General features: G+C 40.3%; 17 protein-coding genes and 1 pseudogene. All 18 read right to left on the bottom strand.

Translation table 11 applies throughout. The annotated features are described in order from the left end of the window. Window positions 1-167 precede the first annotated feature (167 nt). Window positions 168-1,598 (bottom strand): glycogen synthase GlgA, encoded by a 1,431-nt coding sequence (gene glgA, locus AB6M99_RS03875; RefSeq protein WP_121834294.1) that lies wholly within the window; start codon window positions 1,596-1,598, stop codon window positions 168-170. Next, the gene (gene glgD / locus AB6M99_RS03870) at window positions 1,595-2,728 is read right to left on the bottom strand and encodes a glucose-1-phosphate adenylyltransferase subunit GlgD (RefSeq protein WP_121834293.1); all 1,134 of its coding nucleotides are present in this window, start codon (window positions 2,726-2,728) and stop codon (window positions 1,595-1,597) included. Before glgD ends, glgA begins: the two co-directional genes overlap by 4 nt. Continuing rightward, window positions 2,718-3,857 (bottom strand): annotated as a pseudogene (locus AB6M99_RS03865) (glucose-1-phosphate adenylyltransferase). The gene glgD and the pseudogene AB6M99_RS03865 overlap by 11 nt, the downstream one beginning before the upstream one ends. A 631-nt stretch (window positions 3,858-4,488) precedes the next feature. After that, window positions 4,489-6,348 carry a 1,4-alpha-glucan branching protein GlgB gene (glgB, locus tag AB6M99_RS03860; RefSeq protein WP_121834292.1) on the bottom strand — a complete coding sequence of 620 codons (1,860 nt, stop codon included), beginning with the start codon at window positions 6,346-6,348 and terminating at the stop codon, window positions 4,489-4,491. Between the two features lie 265 nt (window positions 6,349-6,613). Then, window positions 6,614-8,821, bottom strand: a complete 2,208-nt coding sequence (pulA, locus tag AB6M99_RS03855) for a type I pullulanase (RefSeq protein WP_121834534.1) — start codon at window positions 8,819-8,821, stop codon at window positions 6,614-6,616. Between the two features lie 3 nt (window positions 8,822-8,824). Next, window positions 8,825-9,847 (bottom strand): diacylglycerol kinase family lipid kinase, encoded by a 1,023-nt coding sequence (locus tag AB6M99_RS03850; RefSeq protein ID WP_121834291.1) that lies wholly within the window; start codon window positions 9,845-9,847, stop codon window positions 8,825-8,827. 19 nt (window positions 9,848-9,866) lie between these two features. Then, window positions 9,867-11,825: an NAD-dependent DNA ligase LigA gene (gene ligA / locus AB6M99_RS03845; protein WP_121834290.1), complete on the bottom strand. Its 1,959-nt coding sequence runs from the start codon at window positions 11,823-11,825 to the stop codon at window positions 9,867-9,869. Window positions 11,826-11,909: 84 nt separating this feature from the next. Continuing rightward, a complete protein-coding gene (locus tag AB6M99_RS03840; protein WP_121834289.1) occupies window positions 11,910-12,452 on the bottom strand; it encodes a DUF805 domain-containing protein in 543 nt (180 codons plus the stop codon). A 204-nt stretch (window positions 12,453-12,656) separates the two neighbouring features. Then, window positions 12,657-14,444, bottom strand: coding sequence for a glycoside hydrolase family 3 protein (locus AB6M99_RS03835; protein ID WP_369351258.1), 1,788 nt, complete (start codon window positions 14,442-14,444; stop codon window positions 12,657-12,659). A 9-nt stretch (window positions 14,445-14,453) separates the two neighbouring features. Continuing rightward, a complete protein-coding gene (locus tag AB6M99_RS03830) occupies window positions 14,454-15,257 on the bottom strand; it encodes an HAD family hydrolase (RefSeq protein WP_121834287.1) in 804 nt (267 codons plus the stop codon). Window positions 15,258-15,376: 119 nt separating this feature from the next. Beyond that, window positions 15,377-16,903 carry a beta-glucuronidase gene (locus AB6M99_RS03825; protein WP_121834286.1) on the bottom strand — a complete coding sequence of 509 codons (1,527 nt, stop codon included), beginning with the start codon at window positions 16,901-16,903 and terminating at the stop codon, window positions 15,377-15,379. Between the two features lie 105 nt (window positions 16,904-17,008). Next, window positions 17,009-17,848 (bottom strand): SDR family oxidoreductase, encoded by an 840-nt coding sequence (locus AB6M99_RS03820; protein ID WP_121834285.1) that lies wholly within the window; start codon window positions 17,846-17,848, stop codon window positions 17,009-17,011. A gap of 16 nt (window positions 17,849-17,864) precedes the next feature. After that, on the bottom strand, window positions 17,865-18,959 hold the full coding sequence (locus tag AB6M99_RS03815) for a mannonate dehydratase (protein WP_121834284.1): 1,095 nt from the start codon (window positions 18,957-18,959) through the stop codon (window positions 17,865-17,867). 47 nt (window positions 18,960-19,006) lie between these two features. Continuing rightward, window positions 19,007-20,404, bottom strand: coding sequence for a glucuronate isomerase (uxaC, locus tag AB6M99_RS03810; RefSeq protein WP_121834283.1), 1,398 nt, complete (start codon window positions 20,402-20,404; stop codon window positions 19,007-19,009). Between the two features lie 4 nt (window positions 20,405-20,408). Beyond that, a complete protein-coding gene (locus AB6M99_RS03805) occupies window positions 20,409-21,029 on the bottom strand; it encodes a bifunctional 4-hydroxy-2-oxoglutarate aldolase/2-dehydro-3-deoxy-phosphogluconate aldolase (RefSeq protein ID WP_121834282.1) in 621 nt (206 codons plus the stop codon). Window positions 21,030-21,138: 109 nt separating this feature from the next. Continuing rightward, window positions 21,139-21,849 carry a FadR/GntR family transcriptional regulator gene (locus AB6M99_RS03800; RefSeq protein ID WP_121834281.1) on the bottom strand — a complete coding sequence of 237 codons (711 nt, stop codon included), beginning with the start codon at window positions 21,847-21,849 and terminating at the stop codon, window positions 21,139-21,141. Between the two features lie 38 nt (window positions 21,850-21,887). After that, a complete protein-coding gene (gene uidA / locus AB6M99_RS03795; protein ID WP_121834280.1) occupies window positions 21,888-23,690 on the bottom strand; it encodes a beta-glucuronidase in 1,803 nt (600 codons plus the stop codon). Window positions 23,691-23,699: 9 nt separating this feature from the next. Beyond that, window positions 23,700-24,731 (bottom strand): sugar kinase, encoded by a 1,032-nt coding sequence (locus AB6M99_RS03790; protein ID WP_121834279.1) that lies wholly within the window; start codon window positions 24,729-24,731, stop codon window positions 23,700-23,702. Window positions 24,732-24,857 lie beyond the last annotated feature (126 nt).

Below are 24,857 nucleotides of genomic sequence, written 5' to 3'. Positions count from 1 at the left end.
GTAGACGATCAAATATCCTGTCCGTAAAATTAGCTACTAGTTCAGAAATTTTCCTTTGGGCTAGCAAAACAAGTCTGACATTGGCAATAAAGATTACTTTCCTAGCTATTATATCTAAAAAAGCACCTGCTGTCTTTTTAAGAGAGGTGCTTTTATGTCAATGTTCGTTATTTAAGCGTTTTATAAAGGTCTAGGTAGGCTTCACATGCGGTATCCCATGAAAAATCCTTAGTCATCGCATTGATTTGCAACTGTTTCCAATCTTCTGGATGATGATAGTAAACATCCAAGGCAAGTTCGATCGTTTTGCTCATCCAATAGCTAGAAAACTCTCCAAAGCTAAAGCCTGTTCCTGTCTTATCATAGGCATTATAAGGTTGAACGGTGTCACGTAAACCACCCACCTCTGAAACGATTGGCAATGTTCCGTAGCGCATGGACATCATTTGTGATAAACCACATGGCTCAAAAGCCGAAGGCATGAGGAAAATATCCGAGCTAGCATAAATTTGCTGCGCCAATCCTAGGTCAAAAGTGATGTTGGCAGAAACCTTATCTGGATAGGTTTGTCCAAACCACGAAAAAGCATTTTCATACTCCGCATAGCCTGTTCCTAGCAAAATGATTTGCACATCATGTTGTAGGAGGTTATGCAATTCATTGACCACTAAATCAAACCCTTTTTGATCTGTGAGGCGAGAAACCATACCGATTACAGGAACAGTTTCACGGACAGGCAGACCTAAGCGTTCTTGCAAGGCTACTTTATTCTTGATTTTACCAGATAAGTCGTTGATTGAAAAATGATGTGGGATAAGTTTGTCCGTTTCTGGATCAAAGAGTTCCGTATCAATACCATTCACAATACCTGTTAACTTTCCTGATTCCATCCGCATGACTTGGTCTAAGCCTTTCCCAAAGGCTGGAGTTTTAATTTCTTCAGCATAACTTGGTGAAACAGTTGTCACGCGATCACTGTAAAGCACAGCTGCTTTCATCCAGTTAAGACAGTCATTCCAACGTAGAGTACCATCAGTATAGCGCTCATCGCCTACACCAAAGAGATCCCCAAGCATTCCTGCATCAAACTGGCCTTGAAATTCAATGTTGTGGATTGTGAAGACTGTTTTAATGTCTTTGTAGGCATTAATCCAACGATATTTTTCCTTCAATAGATAAGGAATCATCGCCGTATGATAATCGTGAACATGAAGGACATCAGGAATAAACGCAACTTTTTCCATCAGTTCTAAGGCTGCTAATTGGAAGAAGGCAAAGCGTTCACCATCATCCCATTCCCCGTAAACTTTTCCACGGTGGAAATACTGTTCATTGTCGATAAAATAGAAGGTAACCCCATCTCGGATAATACGTTTAACGCCAACGTATTGACGGCGCCATCCTAAAGAGATGTAAAAATAGAGAACATCCTCTACCTGATTCCAAAATTTATTAGCGACAAGATCGTAATAGGGTAAAACCACCGCCACTTCATGCCCTTTTTTAACAAGGGATTTTGGGAGAGCTCCAATAACATCTCCCAAACCACCTGTTTTGGCAAAAGGCGCTCCTTCTGCCGCTACAAACATGATTTTCATTGAATAATATCTCCTGTGATTTCACGACCTTTTGCGATTACCAGTGGTTTTTCAGCTGAACCACGAAGCGTTACACCTGCTGGTACGGTAACATTTTTATCAATGATAGCATACTCAATTGTCGCGCCAGCTCCAATTTTTACTTTAGGGAAAACTACTGAGTGAGCAACGGTTGCCCCTTCTTCAACACGGCAAGAACGCGAAATAATCGAGCGGTTCACATTTCCTTTAATAATTGAGCCAGAAGCAAATTGTGAATTAGATACTGTTGACTGTTCATCAAAGTAAGTTGATTCTTCATTCTTCACTTTGGTGTAAACTTTTTGATTGCCATAGAAAAGGGTATAGAATTTCTGTGGGTCAAGCATATCCATATTGGCATCATAGTATGATTTTACAGAAGTGATGTTAGCTAGATATCCTGTGTGTTCGAAGGCTAAAGCGCCAGCTTCTACAATTAAATCGCGGAGCACGAAACGAATTTTACGAGGGGTTTCTTTTTGGGCTTCCTCTTCCAATTTTTCAATCAAGTAAGGCGTGTTCACCACATAAATATCTGCTGACATTGGAACTGGCTCGTCACTTTTCTCAACAGAAATTTTCCCAACAACCGTATCTGTTTCATCGATGGCAAGCAACTCATTGTCAGATGAGAGGTTTGATTTCGCAACTTTTTTATAAATAACAGTCATTTCACGCTTATTGGCTGAATGCACATGAAGAACCTGTTTTAAATTGATATTAGCTAAAATATCACAAGACATGTAAACCGTTTGGTCTGAGCCAGAGCGTTTCAAGTAATTCAGAATTTGATCATAGTAATCAGCGTCAGCGGTTTTACTTTCATCACTCGTATTATAAAATCCTAAGAAATAATGGCTAAGCAGGGTATTGAGACCCCACTCACGACCTGAACGAATGTGGTCGAAAATAGAGCGGATATTTTGCCCACGGAAAATACCATAGACACTTCTAATCCCCGCATTAGCAATGCTTGATAATTGGAAGTCAATCAAGCGATACTTTCCATCAAATGGCAGGTTTGCCAATGGACGATTTGCTGTCAAGCTTTCCATATCTGGATAGCCGATAGTATTTCCTAAAATAGCTGTGTATTTATCAATCTTCATTTGGCACCCCCACTACTTCATTGTAGCCTACTACTTGAACGTCTTCTGTTCCATCAATTTCAACATTTTCACTAATCACTGCGCCTTCACCAATAATGGCACGTGTAATCTTAGCACCAGCTTTTATCGTTACACCACTCATGATAAAACTATCTTTAACCACTGCACCTTCTTCAACTTTAACATTTGTTGACAAGATTGAATGGTCAACATCACCCGCCACAAAGCAACCGTCTACAACGAGACTGTCTTTGACATTAGCGGTATCTGCAAGGAAGTTTGGTGGTGCAATATGGTTTTTAGAATAGATTTTCCAAGAACGGTCACGGCTATTGAGCTCGTTATCTTCACCGATATACTCCATATTCGCTTCCCAAAGTGATTCGATGGTACCCACATCTTTCCAATAACCAGCAAAGTTGTAAGTATAAACAGCCTCACCTTGATCAAGATAAGCTGGGATAACATTTTGACCGAAGTCTGACATATCCACGTCATTCTTTTCAGCGTCTACTAACATTTTACGGAGTTTATCCCAGGTGAAAATGTAAATACCCATAGAAGCTTTGGTTGATTTTGGATTAGCAGGTTTTTCTTCAAATTCAACGATACGATCGTTAGTATCGGTATTCATGATACCAAAACGGCTTGCTTCTTTGAGCGGCACATCGATAACCGCAACCGTTAGGCTTGCTTGGTTATCTTTATGCGTTTGGAGCATGTCATCGTAGTCCATTTTATAAATATGGTCACCAGATAAAATCAGAACGTATTCTGGATTAATGCTATCAATATAGTCAATATTTTGATAAATGGCATGGCTGGTACCTAGAAACCAACGGTTACCTTCTGTAGCTGAGTACGGTTGCAAGATGGTTGCTCCACTATCAATACCATCTAACCCTCATGAAGAACCATTTCCGATATGGCTATTAAGTGCAAGGGGTTGGTATTGCGTGATAACACCGACATTATTAATCCCTGAATTGGCACAATTTGACAAAGCAAAATCAATAATGCGGTAGCGACCACCAAATTGCACAGCAGGCTTAGCAATACTTTGAGTCAACTTACCAAGACGAGTACCTTGCCCACCGGCAAGAATTAAAGCTAACATTTCATTTTTCATATTGTTTCCTTCCTTAAATGAAAGTAATATTCAAGAGATTTTGCTGATATTTTTTAATATCACATCACTAATCTCTACAAGTTGACCTTTAGCTATAACGACAACTGTCGTCATAATCTAAATGGAGCGACGAAAGTGATATTTCTTCACAGAATTCCTTCTAACAAAAGTTAAAGTCAATTAGCTTTTATTTAGTATTTTTGTCAGCACTTCTCCTAATGTGGTGTGGGGCGCTCAAAAGGTCTAAGAGACCTTTTGAGGTGGGGAATAAGGCGAACGAAGTTCGTCTCAATCGTTAAGGTCTAGGAGACCTTTTGAGGTGGGAAATGAAGCTGACGAAGTCAGTGTCAGAACCTCCCCTCCTACAGAGTTCCATTCCTTCTTGGCAAGCCTAGGTCTCCTTCGCTCTCTGGTTTCTAAGCTCAAGCTGAAACTTATTAGTTTTAGAGTAATCACCACTGCGGAAAGTGCTAGTTGTGGCGACTTCGTCGCTCGTAATGATTGCAGAAAATACCAGCAATAAAATATTATAAAACAACCATATATTGAAGAGGAATTCATTGTGACTGAGACATTTTATCTTAAACGAGTTTACTATTTTAAAGCTAAAACACAATATCACCCAAAACTATTATTTTTTCAACTTACGCTTAATCTTCCAGATACTAGCCCCTAAAGCTGGTAGGGTGAAACTAAGTGTATTTTGATAATTTTTCCACTGATGAGCTTGTGTTCTCATTTGCGGATTATGCTCCTTCCAAACACCTCCAAAGGTTTCCATTTCGGTGTTGAGAACTTCTTCATAAATACCTGCATAGGGCACTCCTATCGTAAAGTTTTGACGTTCGACTGGAGTCATATTAAAGACGCAGACAAGGATATCACCCTTATCATCTTTGCGAATAAAGCTCAGTACCGTCTCTGCGGTATTATCGGCATCGATGATTTCCAAGCCATCATAGGTTTCATCATTTTGCCAAAGTGCTTTGTGATTTTTATAGAACTGATTCAGGTGGCTGGTGAAATCTTGCATTTTCTGGTTCAGTTGATCTTCTTCGGAGAGATTTTGCCATTCTAATTGGTGATCACATTTCCATTCCAAAAATTGTCCAAACTCTGATCCCATGAAGAGCAGTTTCTTACCAGGATGACAAATTTGATAGGCGAGAAGGTTTCGCAAACCTGCAAATTGATTATAACGATCTCCCCACATTTTATGCATTAAAGATTTTTTCCCATGAACCACTTCGTCATGTGAAAATGGTAGGACAAACCGTTCGTTAAAACAGTACATGAAGCTAAAGGTGACAAGATTAAAATCGTATTGGCGATAGATGGGATCACTTTCATAGAAACGAAGAATATCATTCATCCATCCCATATTCCATTTATAATCAAATCCGAGGCCATCTTCTTCTAAATCCTTGGTGATTGGCGTTGCTGCTGTTGATTCTTCAGCAATCATCATCACATCTGGATGTCTGTCTTTCATGATACCATTAAGACGACGAAGGAAATCATACCCCTCTAAATTACGATTGCCACCATAAACATTTGGTGTCCAAGGTCCTTCATCATAATCTCTGTAAAGCATGTTGGAAACAGCATCTACACGAATACCATCAATGTGGTAATGCTCGACCCAAAAGAGGGCTGAGGAGATTAAGAAGGACTGAACTTGATTTTTTCCGAGGTCAAAATTCAAGGCTCCCCATCGTACATTTTTCGCACGATCAGAATCCTGATACTCAAAAGTCGGTGTCCCATCAAAATAAGCTAAAGCATCATCATTTTGAGTGAAATGCCCTGGAACCCAGTCGACGATAACGCCGATATTATGTTGATGACAGGTATCGACAAACTCTTGGAATTCCTCTGGTGTCCCGTAGGTATGCTCAAAAGCAAAATACCCCATTAATTGATAGCCCCACGATGCTCCTAGAGGGTGAGCCATCAGTGGCATAAACTCAACATGCGTATAATTCATCTTAGCCAAATAAGGAATTAACTCACGAGTGAGGTCTTTGAAGGTCATCCCTTTCTTCCAAGATGAAGCATGCACCTCATAAATAGTGACCGGGCGTTTCTTAAAGCCAAAGCGTTTCCGTCTTCCCATCCAAAGACCATCTTTCCACTTGTGTTCTGAAAATGGTCTTAAAATCGCCGCTGTACTCGGACGATCTTCAAGGTAATACGCAAATGGATCCAATTTTTCAACCTGTTGACCGTTGTGCCGTGTCACCAGATATTTATAGAGTTGACCAGTCTTTGCTTCTGGGATAACGCCTTCCCAGACACCTGCTTCATTTTTTTCTAAAGAAAAAGGCTGAGCAGTCCAGTTTGTAAAATCACCGATAACGGCAATATCTCTGGCATTGGGTGCCCATACTCTAAATTGGTACCCCTCTCCCTTAGGATGGGCACCGAAATAATGCTGAGCATGAAAATTTTCTCCCATACCAAACTGATAAAGCCTATCTTTATCGTCCATAAATACCCCCAATCCTGAAAATTGATACATTTATAGTCATATACATTAACTTTAATACATCGTCACTTTCGACTTGCCATACTCAAGTACTGTCTGCATTTCAGTTCTTTGTCTTAAAACTAATTCATTCGACTATATTATAAATTGTTGAATAGATCAAAAAATGGGGATAATCTTAACGTATTAAGATTATCCCCATTTCAATGTACACATTTTCTATCAAGAAAACGCTTTAAAATAAGTTTACCATATTTTATTTTATTTGTCATGAAATTTCCAAAACTTTTTCAATATTGTTAAGTTTTAGAGAGGTATGCTTCTCATCTCCGTAGCGAACAACCAGGTGACCACTACCAGGTACCGCACGCTCTACAAAAACTAATTCACGAACTTTCGGAAATTCATCAATTGAAAAAATCATATTTTCACGTTTTTCGGAAATAAAAAGACGAATTTTAGCGACTAAATCCGCATGCTCAGTCACAAGGTTCCAATCCACTTGATTCACTTCATCAGGGGCATTATAAGAATTCATCGCTCGCTCTCTATCTTCTTGAGTGAGTTCACCATTTTCCCCTGTTGGATAAAGTTTCGTTCTCATGAATTCTTGACCCAATTGCATAAAGCAAATACCTTGCAAGGTGAGGTTCATTTCACTAGCAAGCGCTATTCTTTTTTTATGCGTTTCTAAATCATCATAGGGATGAAGATGCCACATCAAATCGTTAAGATTATAATTATCGTGTGCTTCGACATAATTCACCACTTGACTAGGGCTTAGGTAATGATTTAATTCATCACTGCCTAAAAATGCCTTAGCAAGCACATCCTCTGTGGCCTCGCCAGAAACAAATCCTCTTTCAAAATAGCCATAAACTTCTGCACCTTTAATGGCATCTCGGGCATCATCATTGAAAAAGCCAATTCTTGGCATCTGCCAAGCATTTTCCTTTTTCGCCTTATCCTCTGGCATCAGCCCAACGCCCATATCCCAACCTTCTCCATAAAGAAGAATGTTAGGATCAATTTTGTCCATTGCTGAGCGAATGGCATTCATAGTTTCCACATCATGAAGCCCCATCAAATCAAAACGAAAGCCATCAACACCATACTCTGTAACCCAATAAGTCAAGGAATCAATTATGTACTTACGGAACATTTCCTTCTCAGAAGCCGTTTCATTGCCACAACCAGAGCCATTTTGAAAAGAGCCATCTGCATTCATCCGATAATAATAATCAGGAACAACTAATTGAAAAACGGAATCTTGCGTGGCATAGGTATGGTTGTAAACCACATCTAAAATCACACCTATCCCTGCTTCATGATAAGCCTGAATCAGCTCTTTTAATTCTAAAATACGTGTTGCAGGTTCTTCGGGATTAGAGGTAAAACTTGCCTCTGGAACATTATAATTTTCAGGATCATAACCCCAGTTATAAGCATAGCTTCCATCTTCCAAAATGGTCTGATGGTGGTCAAATACAGGTTGAAGTTGGATGTAATTATAGCCCATGTGCTTGATATAATCAAAACCTGTGGCGTCTCCAAAAGCATTTTTTGTCCCTGTCTGAATGGCACCAAGGAATTTCCCACGTTTATCCTCGTCAACACCTGAGGTTTCAGATTTTGTAAAATCGCGGATATGCATCTCACAAATGACGGCTTGGTTTGGATTTGATAGTCGCCACGGCGCCTTTTCACCGTGTGTCACTCTGAAACCTTGCGGTCTCAAGTCTTCATTGGAAATAACAATTGAGCGCTTACCATCTGCTGTTGTGGCAATGCTATAAGGGTCACGGCTGTCTCTAAATGTCCGTCTGCGGTAATGAACACGGTAACTATAAGCTGTGTAATTGTAATCCCCTGAGAGGTTTAGGTACCAGACACCATGAGTATTTTCAGTATGTTTTTCTGGATTGTATTGCTCTCCACGGCGCATAGGATAGACTTGTGCAACACTGGCATCTTGATTGGTCGATGAATAGAGAACCAATTCCACTAATTCTGCCGTTGGTGCCCAAAGTCTAAACTCTGTTGCCTCTTGCTGGTAGTTAAAGCCAAGCCAACCATCGAAGCCCCATTTTTTATCAAAAGCTCTGCTATTGGTTCCCATATCAAAAGCATGCGCTTGACGCCTTCCATAGTGAGGACTAGCTACTGCTGCCTGACGTGAATAATAGACGGTATCATCGCCGTCTACCAGCCAAACTTCGGTCTTATCAACTCCGTAATGACGCTGAACGTGGTAGTCCTTGGTCTTTGCAGACCAGTCTTTTTTCATGACCAGAACACCAACTTCTCCAAGAAAATGCGGCGCAGGATAAATCAATGTCGCCTTGACACCAAAGCTATCAAAAAGGTTAAAATAAGCCTCATGCCCAAGACCACCTATCTGCCATTGCCACACTCTAAGGTCAAAGTAATTTTCCTCCTGACTATGAAAGTGGACAATTGTCGCATTGTCTAACATCATCTACTGGTTACTCTCCTTTTCAAAGTCATCAATTTCATGTGTAAATCGTTGGGCAAATGCTTCACGCTCTCTGTCATCTTCAGAGACAAGAGCATCATCTGCAATATCATCTGTATTGGCAAAGAAGGTGATATGATTTTTGAGGTTTTCTAAGGTAATTGGAGCATCCCCACCATACTCACCATCTAGGTTAATCATCATTCGCTTAGTGCTCTGTGGCTCAATCTTGATGTAGCTCGTTTTGATATACTCCACACGTTTATCGGTGATATGTTTACCACCATCTAAAACCAAGCGGGTTAAGTGTAAAATTTCCATCAGATTGGCTGTTTTGACTAAAATCAATGTAAAATTACCATCATCTAATTTGGCGTCAGGCGCAATTTGCTCAAAGCCACCGACCGAATTGGTAATGGCAGCAAAAATCATTGACACTTCACCCTCAAACACGCCACCATCATGTGTGATTTTGACAGGAACATTGCGTATCTGCGGTAATAATTCAACACCTTTAGCCAAATAAGCTAAGTAACCAAACATGGTTTTTAATTGACTTGGGACACTGTAAGTTAATTCACTAAGACTTCCCGCTGCTGCAATATTGATAAAATACCGTTCTCCGTAGGCACGACCAACATCCATTGCAATGGTTTGATTTTTACCAATCATTTTAGCTGCTTCAATTGGATTGCCGCGTGGAATTTTTAAGGCTCGAGCAAAATCATTTGTCGTTCCAGTTGGAATAATGGCCATGGCAGGGCGGTTTTCAAGAGGTGCAATACCATTGACCACTTCATTGATCGTGCCGTCACCACCTGCTGCGATGACCAAATCAAAGCCCATGAGACCAGCACGAGTCGCTTCATCCATGGCTGAATTTTTTTCAGCAGTTGTCTGAAAAGCTGATGTTTCATAGCCGAAACCTTCTAAGATATTGAGAACTTCAGCCACATTTTTCTTCATAATTTCTTGCCCAGATGTTGGATTGTAAATCAAACGGGCACGTTTACGCTGTTTTACCATATCATCACATTTTCTATTTCTATAAGTCTAGCAACCAAGCCTCATCTTCTATCCTGATGCCTAAGTCTTGAGCCTTTGTTAGTTTGCTTCCTGCGTCGCTACCAGCCACAACTAAATCTGTTTTCTTGGATACCGAACCTGTTACTTTAGCGCCCAGATTTTCCAATTTTTCCTTGGCTTCTTTGCGTCCCATCTGTTCTAATTTTCCAGTCAAGACGACGGTCATTCCTGAAAGGGCTGCATCTTGTGCCACTTTTTTACCGAGATAAGAGAGGTTGACACCGTAACTGGCTAGTTCTTCGATAAGCGTCTTGCTCTCCTTTTTATCAAAATAGCTGCGCAGGCTTTTAGCAATAACGCCCCCCAGACCTTCAATCTTGGCAATTGCTTCTTCATCTGCTTCTGCTAAGGCTGTCACGTGTCCAAACACTTCCAAAAGGAGTTTTGAGGCTTTGGCACCGACATGACGAATGCCCAATCCAAAGAGCAATTTCTCAGCTGAATTGGTCTTAGAAGCTTGAATGGCTGTAAACAGTTTCTCAGCTGATTTTTCTTTAAATCCTTCCAAAGTCAGCAAATCCTCCACCGTCAAGCGGTAAATATCTGCCACATCATGAATGAGATTAGCCTTAAACAATTTTTCAACGATAGAACTTCCTAGGCCAGCAATATTCATGGCATCACGACTCGCAAAATGTTCTAAACGTCGTTGCACTTGACTCGGGCACAACGGATTGATACAACGAAGTGCAACCTCATCTTCATAATGCACTAATTCTGATTGACAAGATGGGCAGGCGCTTGGGATAACCATAGGTTCTTGATTGGTACGCTTGCCTTCTACTACTCTTAACACTGCTGGAATAATATCCCCTGCCTTATAAACAATGACAGTGTCTCCAATTCGGATATCTTTTTCCGCAATGTAATCAACATTATGCAGAGTCGCACGAGAAACCGTTGTCCCCGCTAATTGAACTGGCCTGAGATTGGCTGTCGGCGTAATCACTCCTGTACGACCAACCTGCCAATCCACAGAAAGAAGCTCTGCCTCTTTTTCCTCAGCCGGAAACTTATAGGCAACTGCCCAACGAGGTGCTTTTACAGTAAACCCTAATTCTTCCTGCATAGCAAGGCTGTTCACCTTAATCACAATGCCATCAATATCATAGGCAAGATGATCGCGCTCTGCTTGGATTTCTTGGATAAAGTCCCAAATCTCATCCATTGACGACGTGACAAGACGACGTGGGTTGACCACAAAACCTAAGGCTTCAAAGCCCTCAAGTACGGCCTCTTGCGTTTCGAAAGTCGTTTCACCCGCTTCTTGATAGATAAAGGTCGCAAGATTACGTTTCGCCACGACCGCTGTGTCCAACTGACGCAAGGTTCCAGCGGCTGCATTTCGAGGATTGGCAAATTCAGATTCACCATTTTCTTGACGTTCTTGGTTAATTTTGGCAAAGGCGGCGCGCGGCAAATAAGCCTCACCTCGAACAGTCAGTGTCTCACCATTAGGCAAGGTCAAAGGAACATCCTTAATTCGCTTAACATTTTCAGTGATATTTTCACCAACACTACCATCACCACGTGTCGCAGCCACCTGCAAAACACCACCAACATAGGTCAAAGAAAGAGACAGACCATCAATTTTTAGCTCTGCTAAATAAGAAGCTTGTGGAAATTCCGCCTTAATTCGTCTATCAAATTCATCTAATTCTTCACGCAAAAAAGCATCTTGAAGAGAGAAAAGCGGATACTCATGCTCAAACTTTTCAAACCCTTCCAAGACACGTCCTCCGACACGATGCGTCGGACTATCTGGCAAAATCAACTCAGGATGCTCTTCTTCAAGTTGAACAAGCTCACGATAGAGTTTGTCATACTCGCTATCTGAGATACTCGGAGCATCATTGGTATAGTATTCTTTGGCATAGCGGTTGAGATCTTCAACCAACTGTTTCATTCGATTTATCATACTATTATTTTACCATAATTTAACACAAGAAAACAAAAACTCACTCCAATTTTAAAGAGTGAGTTACAATCCTTATTAGTCTTCTTAGTCTTCAAAAACGTTTGAAAGCGAAGCATCTTTGCTGTTTTCAGTTTGAAAAGCATCTTCTTTTGGTGAGGAATTTCCAAAATCCGCCTTACTAGGTTGAACTAAAAGAACCAAACGGGCAATCTGACATCCTAATGAAATCAACCATCCAAAAAATGGTACAACAAAAGCGAAAGCACCTAAGTTAAGAAAGATAAAAGCCCAACTCAGTCCAGCATCACGATAGCGACGAACTTCTAGCGCCAAGTTAGGAATCAAAATAGCCAGACCCCAAATCACAAAAACAACCACGATTGGCAAGGTTGAACCGAACATCTCTAACACAAAAGCCGCAGCCTCTTCATCAGACATGTATTCGTAGGTTACAGGATCTGAAGCAATAACACTAAGCATATTAAAAAAGAATAAAAAGAAACCAATTAAATAAAACGGTAAGCTAATCAAGGTGTTGCACAAAACAACCCACCAAAAATCTGCACGGCTTGATTTTCCTTCAAAATTCGCATAATTTAACCAATACTTTTTATAAGCTTGAAACATCGTATTCTCCTTTTACAAGTAATAATCATTATTGTAACATATTTATAAAAATTATGCTCCTACTATTGAATAAAATGACATACCAACATATAAAAACATTATTCTCCTAATCATGTTTAAAATAGCTAATATTTAAAATCTTCACTGGTAAAATCGTAAAAAGTTTTTAAAAAGCCCCCATCAATATGAGAGCTTGTTAGAAGTCTATTTTCTCCAAATGTGTGTGTCAATCAAGCCACAATAAGCATCAACTGGCGATACTCCTATAAAGTCTGATTCCCCTGATAATTTCTTAACCAAGGCTTCCATTGTACTTGGCATGCCATCGTAAGCATTGATGTAAGTGCCAACTTGTGGCATATCTGCAAGGGCAAATGGATGTTGCACTGAAACAACAATGGTTGGGACTTCGTGAACATAGAATGGCTGATCTGGCGTTCCTTTAGCAGCTGGCCAAATGATACGTTGTGTTGTTCCACCAGAATTGACATCCACAAGGTTGATAATCAAATCATAGTTGTCAGTGATTTGTGAAATAGGGCGTTTAGATGCATAAACATTTTGAATGGCTGCTGGACGTTCTTCTTCTGGCAATTTTTTGATGCGTTCTTCAGTATTTTCCCAGATAGAAACCTCATGTTCACGCGCTTCAAGAAGCTCTTTAAGCGTATCTGATGCCCGTTTTTTACCTGAGTTAATTAGGGCTCCAAAGCCACCTTTATAGCCGTCCACTTCCACTAACAAGATACGTTTGTAGCGTTCTGGGGTCACTGGGAAAATGCCTTCTTGTTTTGCTTTAACAAGCGTAATCGCTTTATCAGAAACCTCTGCAGCAATCGTCTTAGCTTCATCAGTACCAATCAATGCCAACGCTTCTTCCTTTGGAAGCATGATATCTTCACGATGACCTTCAAAGGTATGAAGCCCCAATTTTGCCTTGAGACCTAGTGTACGACGAAGAGCATCATGAAGGCGTTCATCTGTCAACAAACCATTTTCATAGCCTTCTTTCATCCACTGCAAATCTTCATCAGGATCATTGAAGAATAAGAAGAGGTCACAGCCTGCTTCAATGGCTGTAGGTAATAGTTCACGACGTGGTAAAGAAGCTGTCATTCCAACCATGTGCGAGGCATCTGTGACGATTGCTCCATTGTAACCAAGTTCACCACGCAAAAGTTCATCAAGAAGCGTTTTATTGAGTGAGGCAGGAAGCGTGTCATCCAAGTCACGTTCTGGGTGCATTTCCTTTTCAACATTAGGCAAGTGAATATGCCCAGCCATGATTCCTGGAAGTCCCGCTTCTGCCATTTCACCATAAATACGTCCAAAGGTTTCCATCCACTCTGCTTTGGTCATCGGATTTGCCGCATAAGAAAGGTGATGATCACGCTCATCAATACCGTCACCTGGGAAATGTTTGGCAAACGGCATAATACCATGTTCCATGATACCACGCATGTATTCTTTAGAAAGTGTCAACACTTGCTCAACATCTGCCCCCCAAGTACGGTTAGCAATAATAGGATTACGCCAGTTTCTACTCAAGTCCATAATTGGTGCAAACGACGCATTGCAACCAACCGCTGAGGCTTCAAGTCCTGCAATACGACCAAGTTCGTAAGCGTACTTCGAATCATTAGCGGCAGCAATTTTCACTTCATCACCAATTTTTGTCCCATCTGTTACCGCACCATTACCACCAGACTCCGTGTTCGCTGCGATAAGCAATGGAATTTTTGACTTGGTCTGTAAAATGTAGTTTTGGTCCCAAATATCTGCTGCAGGTCCAGGTGCATAACGTACTGCCCCAATCTTACAGTCATTAAGCACACCCGTCAAATATTCTTCGGTACGTAATCCCCCCATATTGACAAAGAGCTGACCAATTTTTTCATCCAAGGTCATATTCGCAATGGTTTCTTCCACCCATGCAATAGCTTTTTCATCTAAGTTATAAGGTTTTTTTGTTAAATCTACTAAATGTGTCATGATATTCTCCTATGCTAAATTACTCCAAAAATTAGAATGATACATTTCTTGGTCTACAGATGTCAATTTACCTTCAGCAAAAGCATCTGCTACTTCATCAGCTAAAAGTTTCCAAGACTCAGCTTCTTTTCCAACAAGAATCGGATAAAACGCAACGCCATTTTGTTCAGCGGCCGCCAAATCTCCCGGAGAATCCCCAATCATCATCATGCGACTTGGATCATATCCTTGGTTGATGAGTTCAGCAATCACATCCTCTTTCTTGCCACGATCCTGACAATACAAATCATCAATATGAGGCATTAAGCCCTGTTCAACCCACTCTTCTTCAACTGCTTCCTTATTAGCTGAGCTAACCACAAAAACACGACCTAATGCGTGTAATTTTTGTAAGCCTGCAAGAGTACCTTCAAATGCCAAAACTTCACCCTCATAGGATTTGATTTGACGATTGACTTCATTAGACCATTCTAAAGCTTTTTTCAAATCATCTGATGGATTTTGAGAAAGTACTGCTTCTAAGCTAGCATTTGAAAGCGAACTCGTCGTCTCTACCCATTGTTTCAAGTGTTCAATATTTCCAACACCTGCAAATTCAAGTCCCATAACAAGTCCAACAAAACGGTTGACACCTCTCGTTTTAGAAAAAAGGTTAACACGATCCCACTCTGTTAAAAAGGCATCTCTGTCTTTCACCTCAAAAACATCCGCTGCAATCGGACCAAAAAAAAGCTGGTGCTTATAAGTCATGGTATCCATTGCACAACCATCAGAATCTACACAAAAAACAACAGTCTTTAATTTACTTGACATCAAATCCCTCCTGAACTATAAATCATCCGATGATTTAATTATATCAAAACAAGAAAACGCTGTCAATATAAAACATTAGATAAAAAAGGTTAAAAGTCATATGACCTTTAACCCGATATTTAAAGTATGATAAATGCACAAGAGGTTTTGGGGATAACAATTTCTCCAGCTTCCACTTTATTAGCTACAATTTCTGGTAATTGATTTTCTGATGTTAATTCTAAAACCTTACCATTTAAAGTCATTCGCCTTGCACGTTTGTCCTTGTTCTCACCTTCTAGTAAATAAAGCTCCGCTTCTTTGTCCAGCTTAATAACCGTATCATTGACTTCTGAATTATTGATAATAAGGTAAGCTTTACCTTGTCTACCATCTTTTCTCGAATGTGCAAAAATATGTGCCCCTTCTTGAATCTCAAAACCACTATCAAAAACTTCTGTCCCCATCAATCGGTTCCAAAGAAGAACAGCAAAATAGTTTGGACGAGGATCAAACACCTCACGTGCAAGGTAGCCATAATCAGATGATGCCAAAGTGTTATGGAAAATAACACCATTTGTAAGAGTAGAAAAAGTCCCTAATTCATTAAGAGTACGGAAAACATCTAAGAAAGTCGAAGCCCAAGTATTGCCACCACCACCAGCATCTCCAGATTCAGTGACCCACATTTCTGCATTAGGGACATATCTATCTCTTAAAGGAAGGTAGGTCCTACAAAAATCAGAAGCAACTTCAAGATAATCTTCAGTGAGTGCCTCCTCAGGTGACCAATGCCCACTAGGTATAACTGAAGCCAAACGTTCAGAAACACCATTGTAATAATGGTATGAAAAGATATCGAGTGGTACTTGAGTGCCTTCCATCAAATCAGAGCAATTAACTATTTGGCGTGCAACTTGCTCAATACCACCTGCCCCTTGCTCATCTTTTTTACCAAAAACAACATTGTCTCCACCAGTAGTGCTTGGACCGACCTTTAAACAATCTGGGTAATTAACCTCCAACCAACTAAAGAAAATATCTTGGTCACGACGATAATGCTGTGCAGTGTAGCCTTCTGGAAAACCTGTATCTTCTAACATGTTAGGCTCATTAGCAAATTCAACAGCCTCAATAGGTACACCATAAGATTGACTGAGTGAAAAGATTTTCTCAGCCTCTGCAGGATGCCAAGGTTCTTCGGCTGCATGTAATCCTGGACAATTTGCCATTGAAATCATAAGTTTGCCGTTGATGGATTTCACAAAATCAAGAACGCCAATCCACTGATCCTTAGTTAGAACATTGAGATAGCCTTTCGGAACTTCTCCCTGATACTGCCCTTCAAAATCATAATAGGTTTTAGTAGACCAAGTACCAGAAACACGAACCCAAGCCTGTCCTAGCTCTTTAGAGAGATAACGAAGTTTTTCATCGTATAAATTGATAGGCTGATAAACTTGCATTAAATCCTTGTACATGGCTGCAATGCCATCTTCTGATGGCTCTACGTAAAATTCTTCTTCGCCAGTAATCTGTTTGTCAGAATAAGCTTTCCAAAAGGTTCCACCTGTTACCTCTGCAAACTCAACATTATAAGAGACTAAGCGTGGGTTGATATCTCGGAGTTTTTTTAGACTGTTTGACTTAAGCGTAATTGTTCCCATGATGGAACCCCTTTCATTTTGTATTGTAAAAAAAGAGCGAGAAAAACAACTGAATATGTTCATTGTTATTTCCCACTCTAACAGCGGATAAGTTATCCTAAAATATTACACTCCTGAATAAGCGGAGAAGCCTCCATCAATTGGTAGAACAACCCCATTCACAAAACTAGCAAGATTTTCATCAGCCAAGAAGAAGATTCCTCCAACCAATTCTTCTGCTTCTCCGAAACGTCCCATTGGTGTATTGCGCAAAATTTTCTCCGCACGGGCTGATGGTGTGCCATCTTCATTAAATAGCAGAGCGCGATTTTGATTACTTACTAAGAAACCTGGTGCAATGGCATTGCAACGAATACCAACTTGCGAGAAGTGAACCGCTAACCATTGGGTAAAGTTAGAAATTGCAGCTTTTGCTCCTGAGTAAGCTGGAATTTTTGTCAATGGTGTGTAAGCATTCATACTTGAAATATTGATGATGTTTGCGCCAGGGCGTCCAACCATATCTTGTGCAAATACTTGTGTTGGTAAAAGCGTTCCAAGGTAATTGAGATTGAAAACAAATTCAATTCCAGACTTATCTAAATCAAAAAATGTTTTTGTTCCTTCTGGCAAGTCTGTAGCATGAAATTCATTATCCGTTGTTGCTTTTGGATTGTTTCCGCCGGCACCGTTAATCAGAATATCTGTTGGACCAAGGTCTGCAAGCACAGCTTTACGCACTTCTTCCAAGTTGTCTTTCTCAAGGACGTTAGCTTTATAAGCTTTAGCTATACCTCCTTCAGCAGTAATCTCATCTGCAAATTTTTGGGCCGCTTCTTGGTTAAGGTCAAGCAGAGCAACTTTAGCGCCAGCTTTGGCAAATTCTTTAGCAAAGAAGCCACAAAGCACACCACCAGCTCCTGTTACAACAACGACCTTATCTTTAAATTCAATCACTTTAGACATAACATTCCCTTTCTTATTACTTATCACCAACAGTTTTGACACGGGTACCAAAATCTGGTGTCTTTCCAGCCGCACGCATATTTGCTTCATAAAGACCATTGAAATAGGTCGCTCCTAAGGCACGGTCAAATAAACCATAACCTGGTGTCTTCGTTTGGTCTCCCCAGATACGACGACCATGGTCAGGTCTCAAACTACCTTGCCAATCATAATCCACAAGTAACTTCACAATGGCATTCATGTCAATGTCACCTGCTTCAGATAAATGCGCTGTTTCTTGGAAGCCCCAGTCTCCTGCAGTCACATTTCGTGTGTGCATAAAGTTAATACGATTACGCTTCAATGCGTATTCTGTCATTGCAATCACATCATTTTTAGGATCAGAAGCATAAGAACCAACACACATGGTAATTCCGTTATTTTCAGAATCATAGATATCAAGGAAGCGTTCAACCGCCTCTTGACCAGTGATAATGCGTGGCAATCCAAAGATACCGTACGGCGGATCATCTGGGTGAATCGCCATTTTAACACCTGCTGCTTCTGCAGTTGGCATAATCGCTTTGATGAAATATTCCAAATTTGACCAAAGATCTTCCTCAGAAATATTTTCACGGTAGTTTTCAATGATAGCTTTCATTTCTTCTTTTGAATAAGAAGAATCCCAACCTGGTAAATTTAAATCATCTGCAACAGGATCAACACCTTCTAAATCAGATTTTAAGAAAGCAAGTGACGTCGATCCATCTGGTAGGGGATGATTTAGGTCAGAACGTGTCCAGTCAAAGACTGGCATAAAGTTATAACAAACTACTGGAATCCCAGCTGCTCCAACATTTTTAATGGAGGTCTTGTAGTTTTCGATTAATTCGTCACGGTTAGGTTTACCTTGTTTTATATCCTCATGAACAGGGATAGATTCGATGACTGTAATTTCAAGACCGGCATCTTCTACCATCTTTTTAAGTTCGAGAATATTTTCCAATGGCCAAGCTTGACCAACTGGCACATCATAAACAGCTGTTACAATTCCTTGCATGCCAGGAATGGCTTTGATTTCCTCTAAGGTAACGGGGTCTTTTTTTCCGTACCAACGAAATGACATTTTCATTTTTTAATCTCCAATTCTTTTTTCTCATTGATGTTCTATCATGAACACTATGCAAAATAAGCTACTGCATTGTGGTATGAAATATCTTTAGCTACTTGACCAAGCGCCTCATAGTCTTCTGGTACCTCCCCATCAACAATCCATTCACCTAGATAATTAGATAAAATGCGTCTGAAATAATCATGACGTTGATAAGATAAGAAGCTACGCGAATCCGTCAACATACCTACAAAATTAGCAAGCATACCTTGCTCAGCTAATGCATTCATCTGACTAATCATGCCAAGTTTGGTATCAGCAAACCACCAACCAGCACCAAACTGTAGGTAGCCAGGTACACCATCCTCATTAGCTTGAAAATTTTGAAGGGTGTTGGCAACCGCAATATTATAGGCTGGATTCAGGTTATACCAAATCATTCTTGGTAACGAATCCTTTTGTACCAAGTCATCCAAAAGACGGTTCATGCTGATAGCAAGTGCTGTCTGATCACCAAGCGAATCAACACCGACGTCTGCTCCAAGCTTATTGAAAATACCTGAGTGGTTATTGCGTAGCGCCCCAAAATGAACCTGAGTCACAAAGCCATATTGCTTATAAAGACGGCATAATTCTGCAAACACAGCTGTCTGCCATTGTTTGATTTCCAAAAGATTAGGCGTATCACCCGCTTTAACTTTTCCAAAAAGTTGATCCAATTCAGCTTTCGTCGCTGGCTCAAAAACAATTTCTGTAAAACTAATATCACTCGCCTTACAACCATGTTCTGCAAAATAAGCAATCCGTTTTTCAAGTGCTTTGACAAAGGAGCTAAAATCCGTGATTTCAAGAGCTGTCTTATCACTGAGACGATTAACAAAATTGACGAAATTGCGGTGTTCAATAAATGCTTCATCAGGTCGGAAAGTAGGAGCAACCACAGTATCAAAACTGCTATCTGCTGCCAGTTTTTGGTGCCACTCCAAATCATCTAAGGGATGATCTGTCGTACCGATAAATGTAACTTTGCTATCAGCGATAAGCTTACGTGGGCTAATGTGATGTTCCACCAAGTAATCATTCAACTGATGATAAAGTCTTTCAGCATTGCTTTCTGTCAAAGTCTCCTCAACGCCAAAAACATTTTTCAACTCCATTGCTGACCAGTGATAAACAGGATTCCCATAGGCTTTTTCAAGTGTACGAGCAAAGGCTTTGAATTTATCCAGCTTTGATGCAGAACCAGTAATTTCCTCTTCAGAAACACCATTAGCACGCATCAAGCGCCATTTATAATGATCTCCCCCCAACCAAAGGTCAACGATGTTATCATAAACCTTGTCCTCAAAAATCTCTTTTGGATCAAGGTGACAGTGGTAGTCAAAAATTGGTTGATCCTTAATTTGTTCATAAATTTTTTGTGCTGGCTCATTTTTGAGCATAAAATTCTTATCATTAAAAGTCATACGATTATTCTCCTGCTGCTTCAATAAATGCTTTTGCTATTTCAGTGACACTTTCATAACCATCAGTAGCGACTTTGCTTGCAAGAGCAGATCCGATACCAACGGCACAAGCGCCAGCTTTTTTCCAAGCAGCAATATTGTCAATAGATACACCGCCAGAAGGCATCAAATCCACTTGTGGAATTGGACCATGAACATCCTTGATAAAACCAGGACCAAGTACCCCACCAGGGAATAGTTTGATAATCTGACATCCAGCTTCCATCGCTGAAACAATTTCAGTTACTGTCGCACAACCAGGGAAATAAAGGTTATCAGCTTTCTTTGCAACTTCTTGAATCGCTGGTGAAAAATGAGGACTGACTAAAAATTTCGCCCCTGCTGCTATCGCTTCTTGCGCCAACTCTGTCGTCATAACAGTACCAGCCCCCACAACAACATCATCCCTATCTGAAAATTCATCTGATAATTCACGAATGACTTTGGCAGCATTTGGTGTTGAGAAGGTAATCTCAATATTTCGAATACCACCTTTTATAGCATAGCGAGAAATTTCTTTAGCATCTTCTTCTGTCTTTCCGCGAACCACTGCAAAAAAGTAATTTTGTTTCAACGTTTCTAACATAATAACCTCCATTTGTAATCGTTATCATGGTTATATTATATAATTCGTCAGATGATTTGTCAACGATAAAGCAAAAAATCAGGGAATTTTTCTCCCTGATTTCTATTTATTATCGACGCATGCCATGCAATGGAATATCCTTATTAAACCACTCAGCTAAAACTGTTTGTCTCACTTCTAGGATATGTCCCAGCATACTATCATAGGCAGCGATAGGATGTCTCGTTTTAATAGCGTGAAGAATATTACGATGTGCTTTTAAACTAGAGTCCTTCATCTGACGACTTGTGTAATCTTCATTGATTAAATGAATGGACTCATTGATGACAGGTGATAAACTCGTCATCGCAATATTACCACTCATTTCAGCTAACATGGTGTGGAATTTAACATCCAATTCCAAATGAACAGGGTCACCTTTTTCAACAGCTTCTTCAATAGCGATAACCACTTTTTCGAGGTTTTCAATATCTTCATCAGTGGCAAATTGTGCTGCTCGCTCTGCAATTCTAGGCTCTAATAAATAGCGTAATTCAAATAAATCTGTCGTTAATTTGACACGGTCTTTGACTAATGAAAATCCTAGCGGATCTTCAGCAATCCCTTTTTTGCTACTAATATATGTCCCAGAACCTTGGCGGACTTCTAAGATATTGCGCCCCGCAAGCGCCCTAACTGCTTCACGAACGGTTGAACGCCCCACCTCTAAAACTGTTGCTAGCTCGTATTCATTTGGAAGCTTTGTCCCAACTTCCAATTCATTGTCAACAATATATTTCCAAAGTCGTTCTGCTGCTTGTTCCACACGTGGTTTCGCCATGGCCTTTACTCCTCTATTAATTTCTTAATATTAGTATATCATTTTTTCTTTTTATCATGGTAATGTGGAATGCTAGTCCAGCGTTTCTTAATGTCATGGACAATCATCTTAGGTTCACGATTGCGTGAAAAGAGCCCCTTGTGATTTCCTTTAACACGAATCAACATCACATTAGTCTCAAAATCTGCAAAATTCCATACTTGCTCACCAATAAGATTAGGAATTGTATCAAAGACCTTATGATTCATTTCGTAGTAGTCTCGTTGATATTCCTCTGTGTAAGGAATATCCCACATACTGTGCAATCCAGGTAAGGTATCAGCACCGTATTCTGTGATGAGAATCGGTTTGTCTGGATAAAGATTTTGCCACGTTTCTAATTCTTTTTGAAGTCCTAGCTCTGCTTTTTTCAAATCGCCATGAGCCACATACCAACCATAATAACGGTTTAAGCATACCACATCAACCAAATCTAGCACTTGGTCTTTATCAGGTGTAGCATTCATGATATTAACCAAGGTAACAGGGCGTTTTTGAGGGTCATTGTCACGATAGCGTTCAATTAATGGTTTGAAATAGTCACGCGCACCATCTTCATGGCTTGCAGGTTCATTTGCCACAACCCACATGACAACACAAGCATGGTTTTTATCACGTGCCACCAATTCATCAATCACTCGTTCGTGAGCTGCTTTCGTCTGCATCACTTCCCAAGTATTTTTTGGTTTTTCGCCATCTCCTAAAATATCCAAAGCAGCGCTGAAGTTTTGGAACAGTCCAACTGCGGGCACTTCATCAATCACTAAGACACCCATTCGGTCTGCCAAACGCATCATTTCTTCAGAGTATGGATAATGAGAGGTACGGAATGAATTCGCTCCCATTTCTTTGAGAAGGTTCAAGTCCATAAGGTTAGCTGCTTCGTTCAACCCACGTCCATTGATAAAGGTATCTTCATGTTTACCAAAGCCTTTGAAATAAACTGGTTTTTCGTTGACCAAAAATTGTCCCTCAGCGACACGGATACTTCTAACCCCAAACGGCTCTGAATAAGTATCAACAAGCTCGCCACCTTTATAAACTTCTACCTGCGCCGTATAAAGATAAGCATCTAGAACTTCCCAAAGGCGGGCATTTGGAATCACCGCTCTGCCATTTTCAGCAGTCGCAACAATCTTTCTCTCTTCATCCAAAATCGTCACACGAACCTCATCAACTGCTTCGGATGTTGCCACAGTTACAGCTACATCAGCTGTGCGCAAATCATCTGACAAGGTTGGCACGATCACGATGTCTGAGATATGTGTCTTAGGACGTACCACTAATTTCACTGGTCGATGAATCCCAGCATAATTGAAGAAGTCAAAATTCTCTTTCACAACTTTTTTGACTGAACCATCTTCTTGCACTTCTTCAAAATAATTTCCAACAGGCAAAGTGGTATAATTGAGCTCATTATTGGCACATACTGAGATTTTTAGCGTTTGCTCTTGATAATAACTTTCTGGAACAATGATTTCAAACGGGGTAAAACCACCTTCATGCTCTCCAAGAAATTCTCCATTGACATACACTTTGGCACGGTGAGTTACAGAACCAAAGCGTATCACTAATTCTTCGTCACGACTAACTTTTGGAATCTCAACTTCACGCTCATACCAAAAGTCTCCGATATAGTTACGAATGTCCTTATCAACTGAAACATCATTAAACGAAGTCGGAACAACCATAACAGTTTCAGAACTGAGCTTTTCTTGAGGATTATGGTCACCTAATTTAAAATTCCAAACGCCGTTCAAATCATAAAGGCTGCGTGTTTTTGTTAATTGTGGGTATAGCATATATTTCTCCTAACGTTTAATATCCTGAGCCCCTTTTTTCATCAGTTGCTCAATATCCTTCTTGGTTACAATATTAATATCACCTTCAATGGTGTGTTTAAACTTAAAGCTTGCCATCGCAATATCCAAAACATCCTGCATTGGTACCTTTTCAATCAAGCCGTAGATAATGCCTGCGGTATAAGCGTCTCCCGTCCCAACACGATCCAGAACTTGAATGGATTCACGATCTGTTTCATACAACGTTTCCATCTCGCCATCGTAAAGATAGGCTTTTAACACATACTCATTCGTTGCACCAATTTCACGCTCAGTAAAGGCGATTGTTTTCAACTCATAGCGCTTCGCCATTTCTTTTAGGACTAATAGCAGAGCTTCTCGATCACGATAAGGCCTTGTGAACCCTATCTCATCCTTTAAGTCTGTCCCTTTGTCAGTCAATAGTGAAATCGGCTCAAGTCCAATACAGACATCTGCTAAGGAAACCAGCTTAGACAACTCAACCCTAGCCTGTTCAAAAGATTCCCAAAGGCTTTCGCGATAGTTTAAATCAAAAGAAATTGGAATCCCCTTTGCCTTTGCACGCTCCATTAAAGCTAATGAAATCTTATAGATTTCAGGATTAAGAGCAACCGTTATCCCACTGACATGGAGCCACTCCATATCATCACAGATAGCATCTAGATCATAATCTGATAATGTTGATTCATAAAATGAAGAGTATTTTCTATCGTAAAGAACACGACTAGAACGCAGTGAGAAACCTTTCTGATAGTAATATATCCCCAATCTCTCGCCAGATTTGACCAGATGTTCTTGTCCAATCTGATGAGCGAAAAGAAAAGATTCTGCCATATGACCAATGTCATTATCCGGAATCGCTGATATCATTGATACTTGGTGCCCTAACTGCCCAAGTGTTGACAATACATTTAATTCCGACCCACCAAATTGACAATCAAAAGTCGTTGCCTGCGTCATCGTCTGATGTTGCGGAGGGGATAAACGAAGCATGATTTCCCCAAAAGCTTTAATTTTCATACGCCAACTCCCTTTTTTTGAAAACGTTTTACAAATATTATTCTACAATTCATCTGATGATTTGTCAAGCGGTTACTCATATATCCTACTAAAAACACCTTCAAACGTTTAGCGTCGAAAGGTGTA

It is taken from the genome of Streptococcus hillyeri, from assembly GCF_041081565.1.
GTDB lineage: Bacteria > Bacillota > Bacilli > Lactobacillales > Streptococcaceae > Streptococcus > Streptococcus hillyeri.
This window is presented reverse-complemented; position numbering and strand designations above follow the sequence as displayed.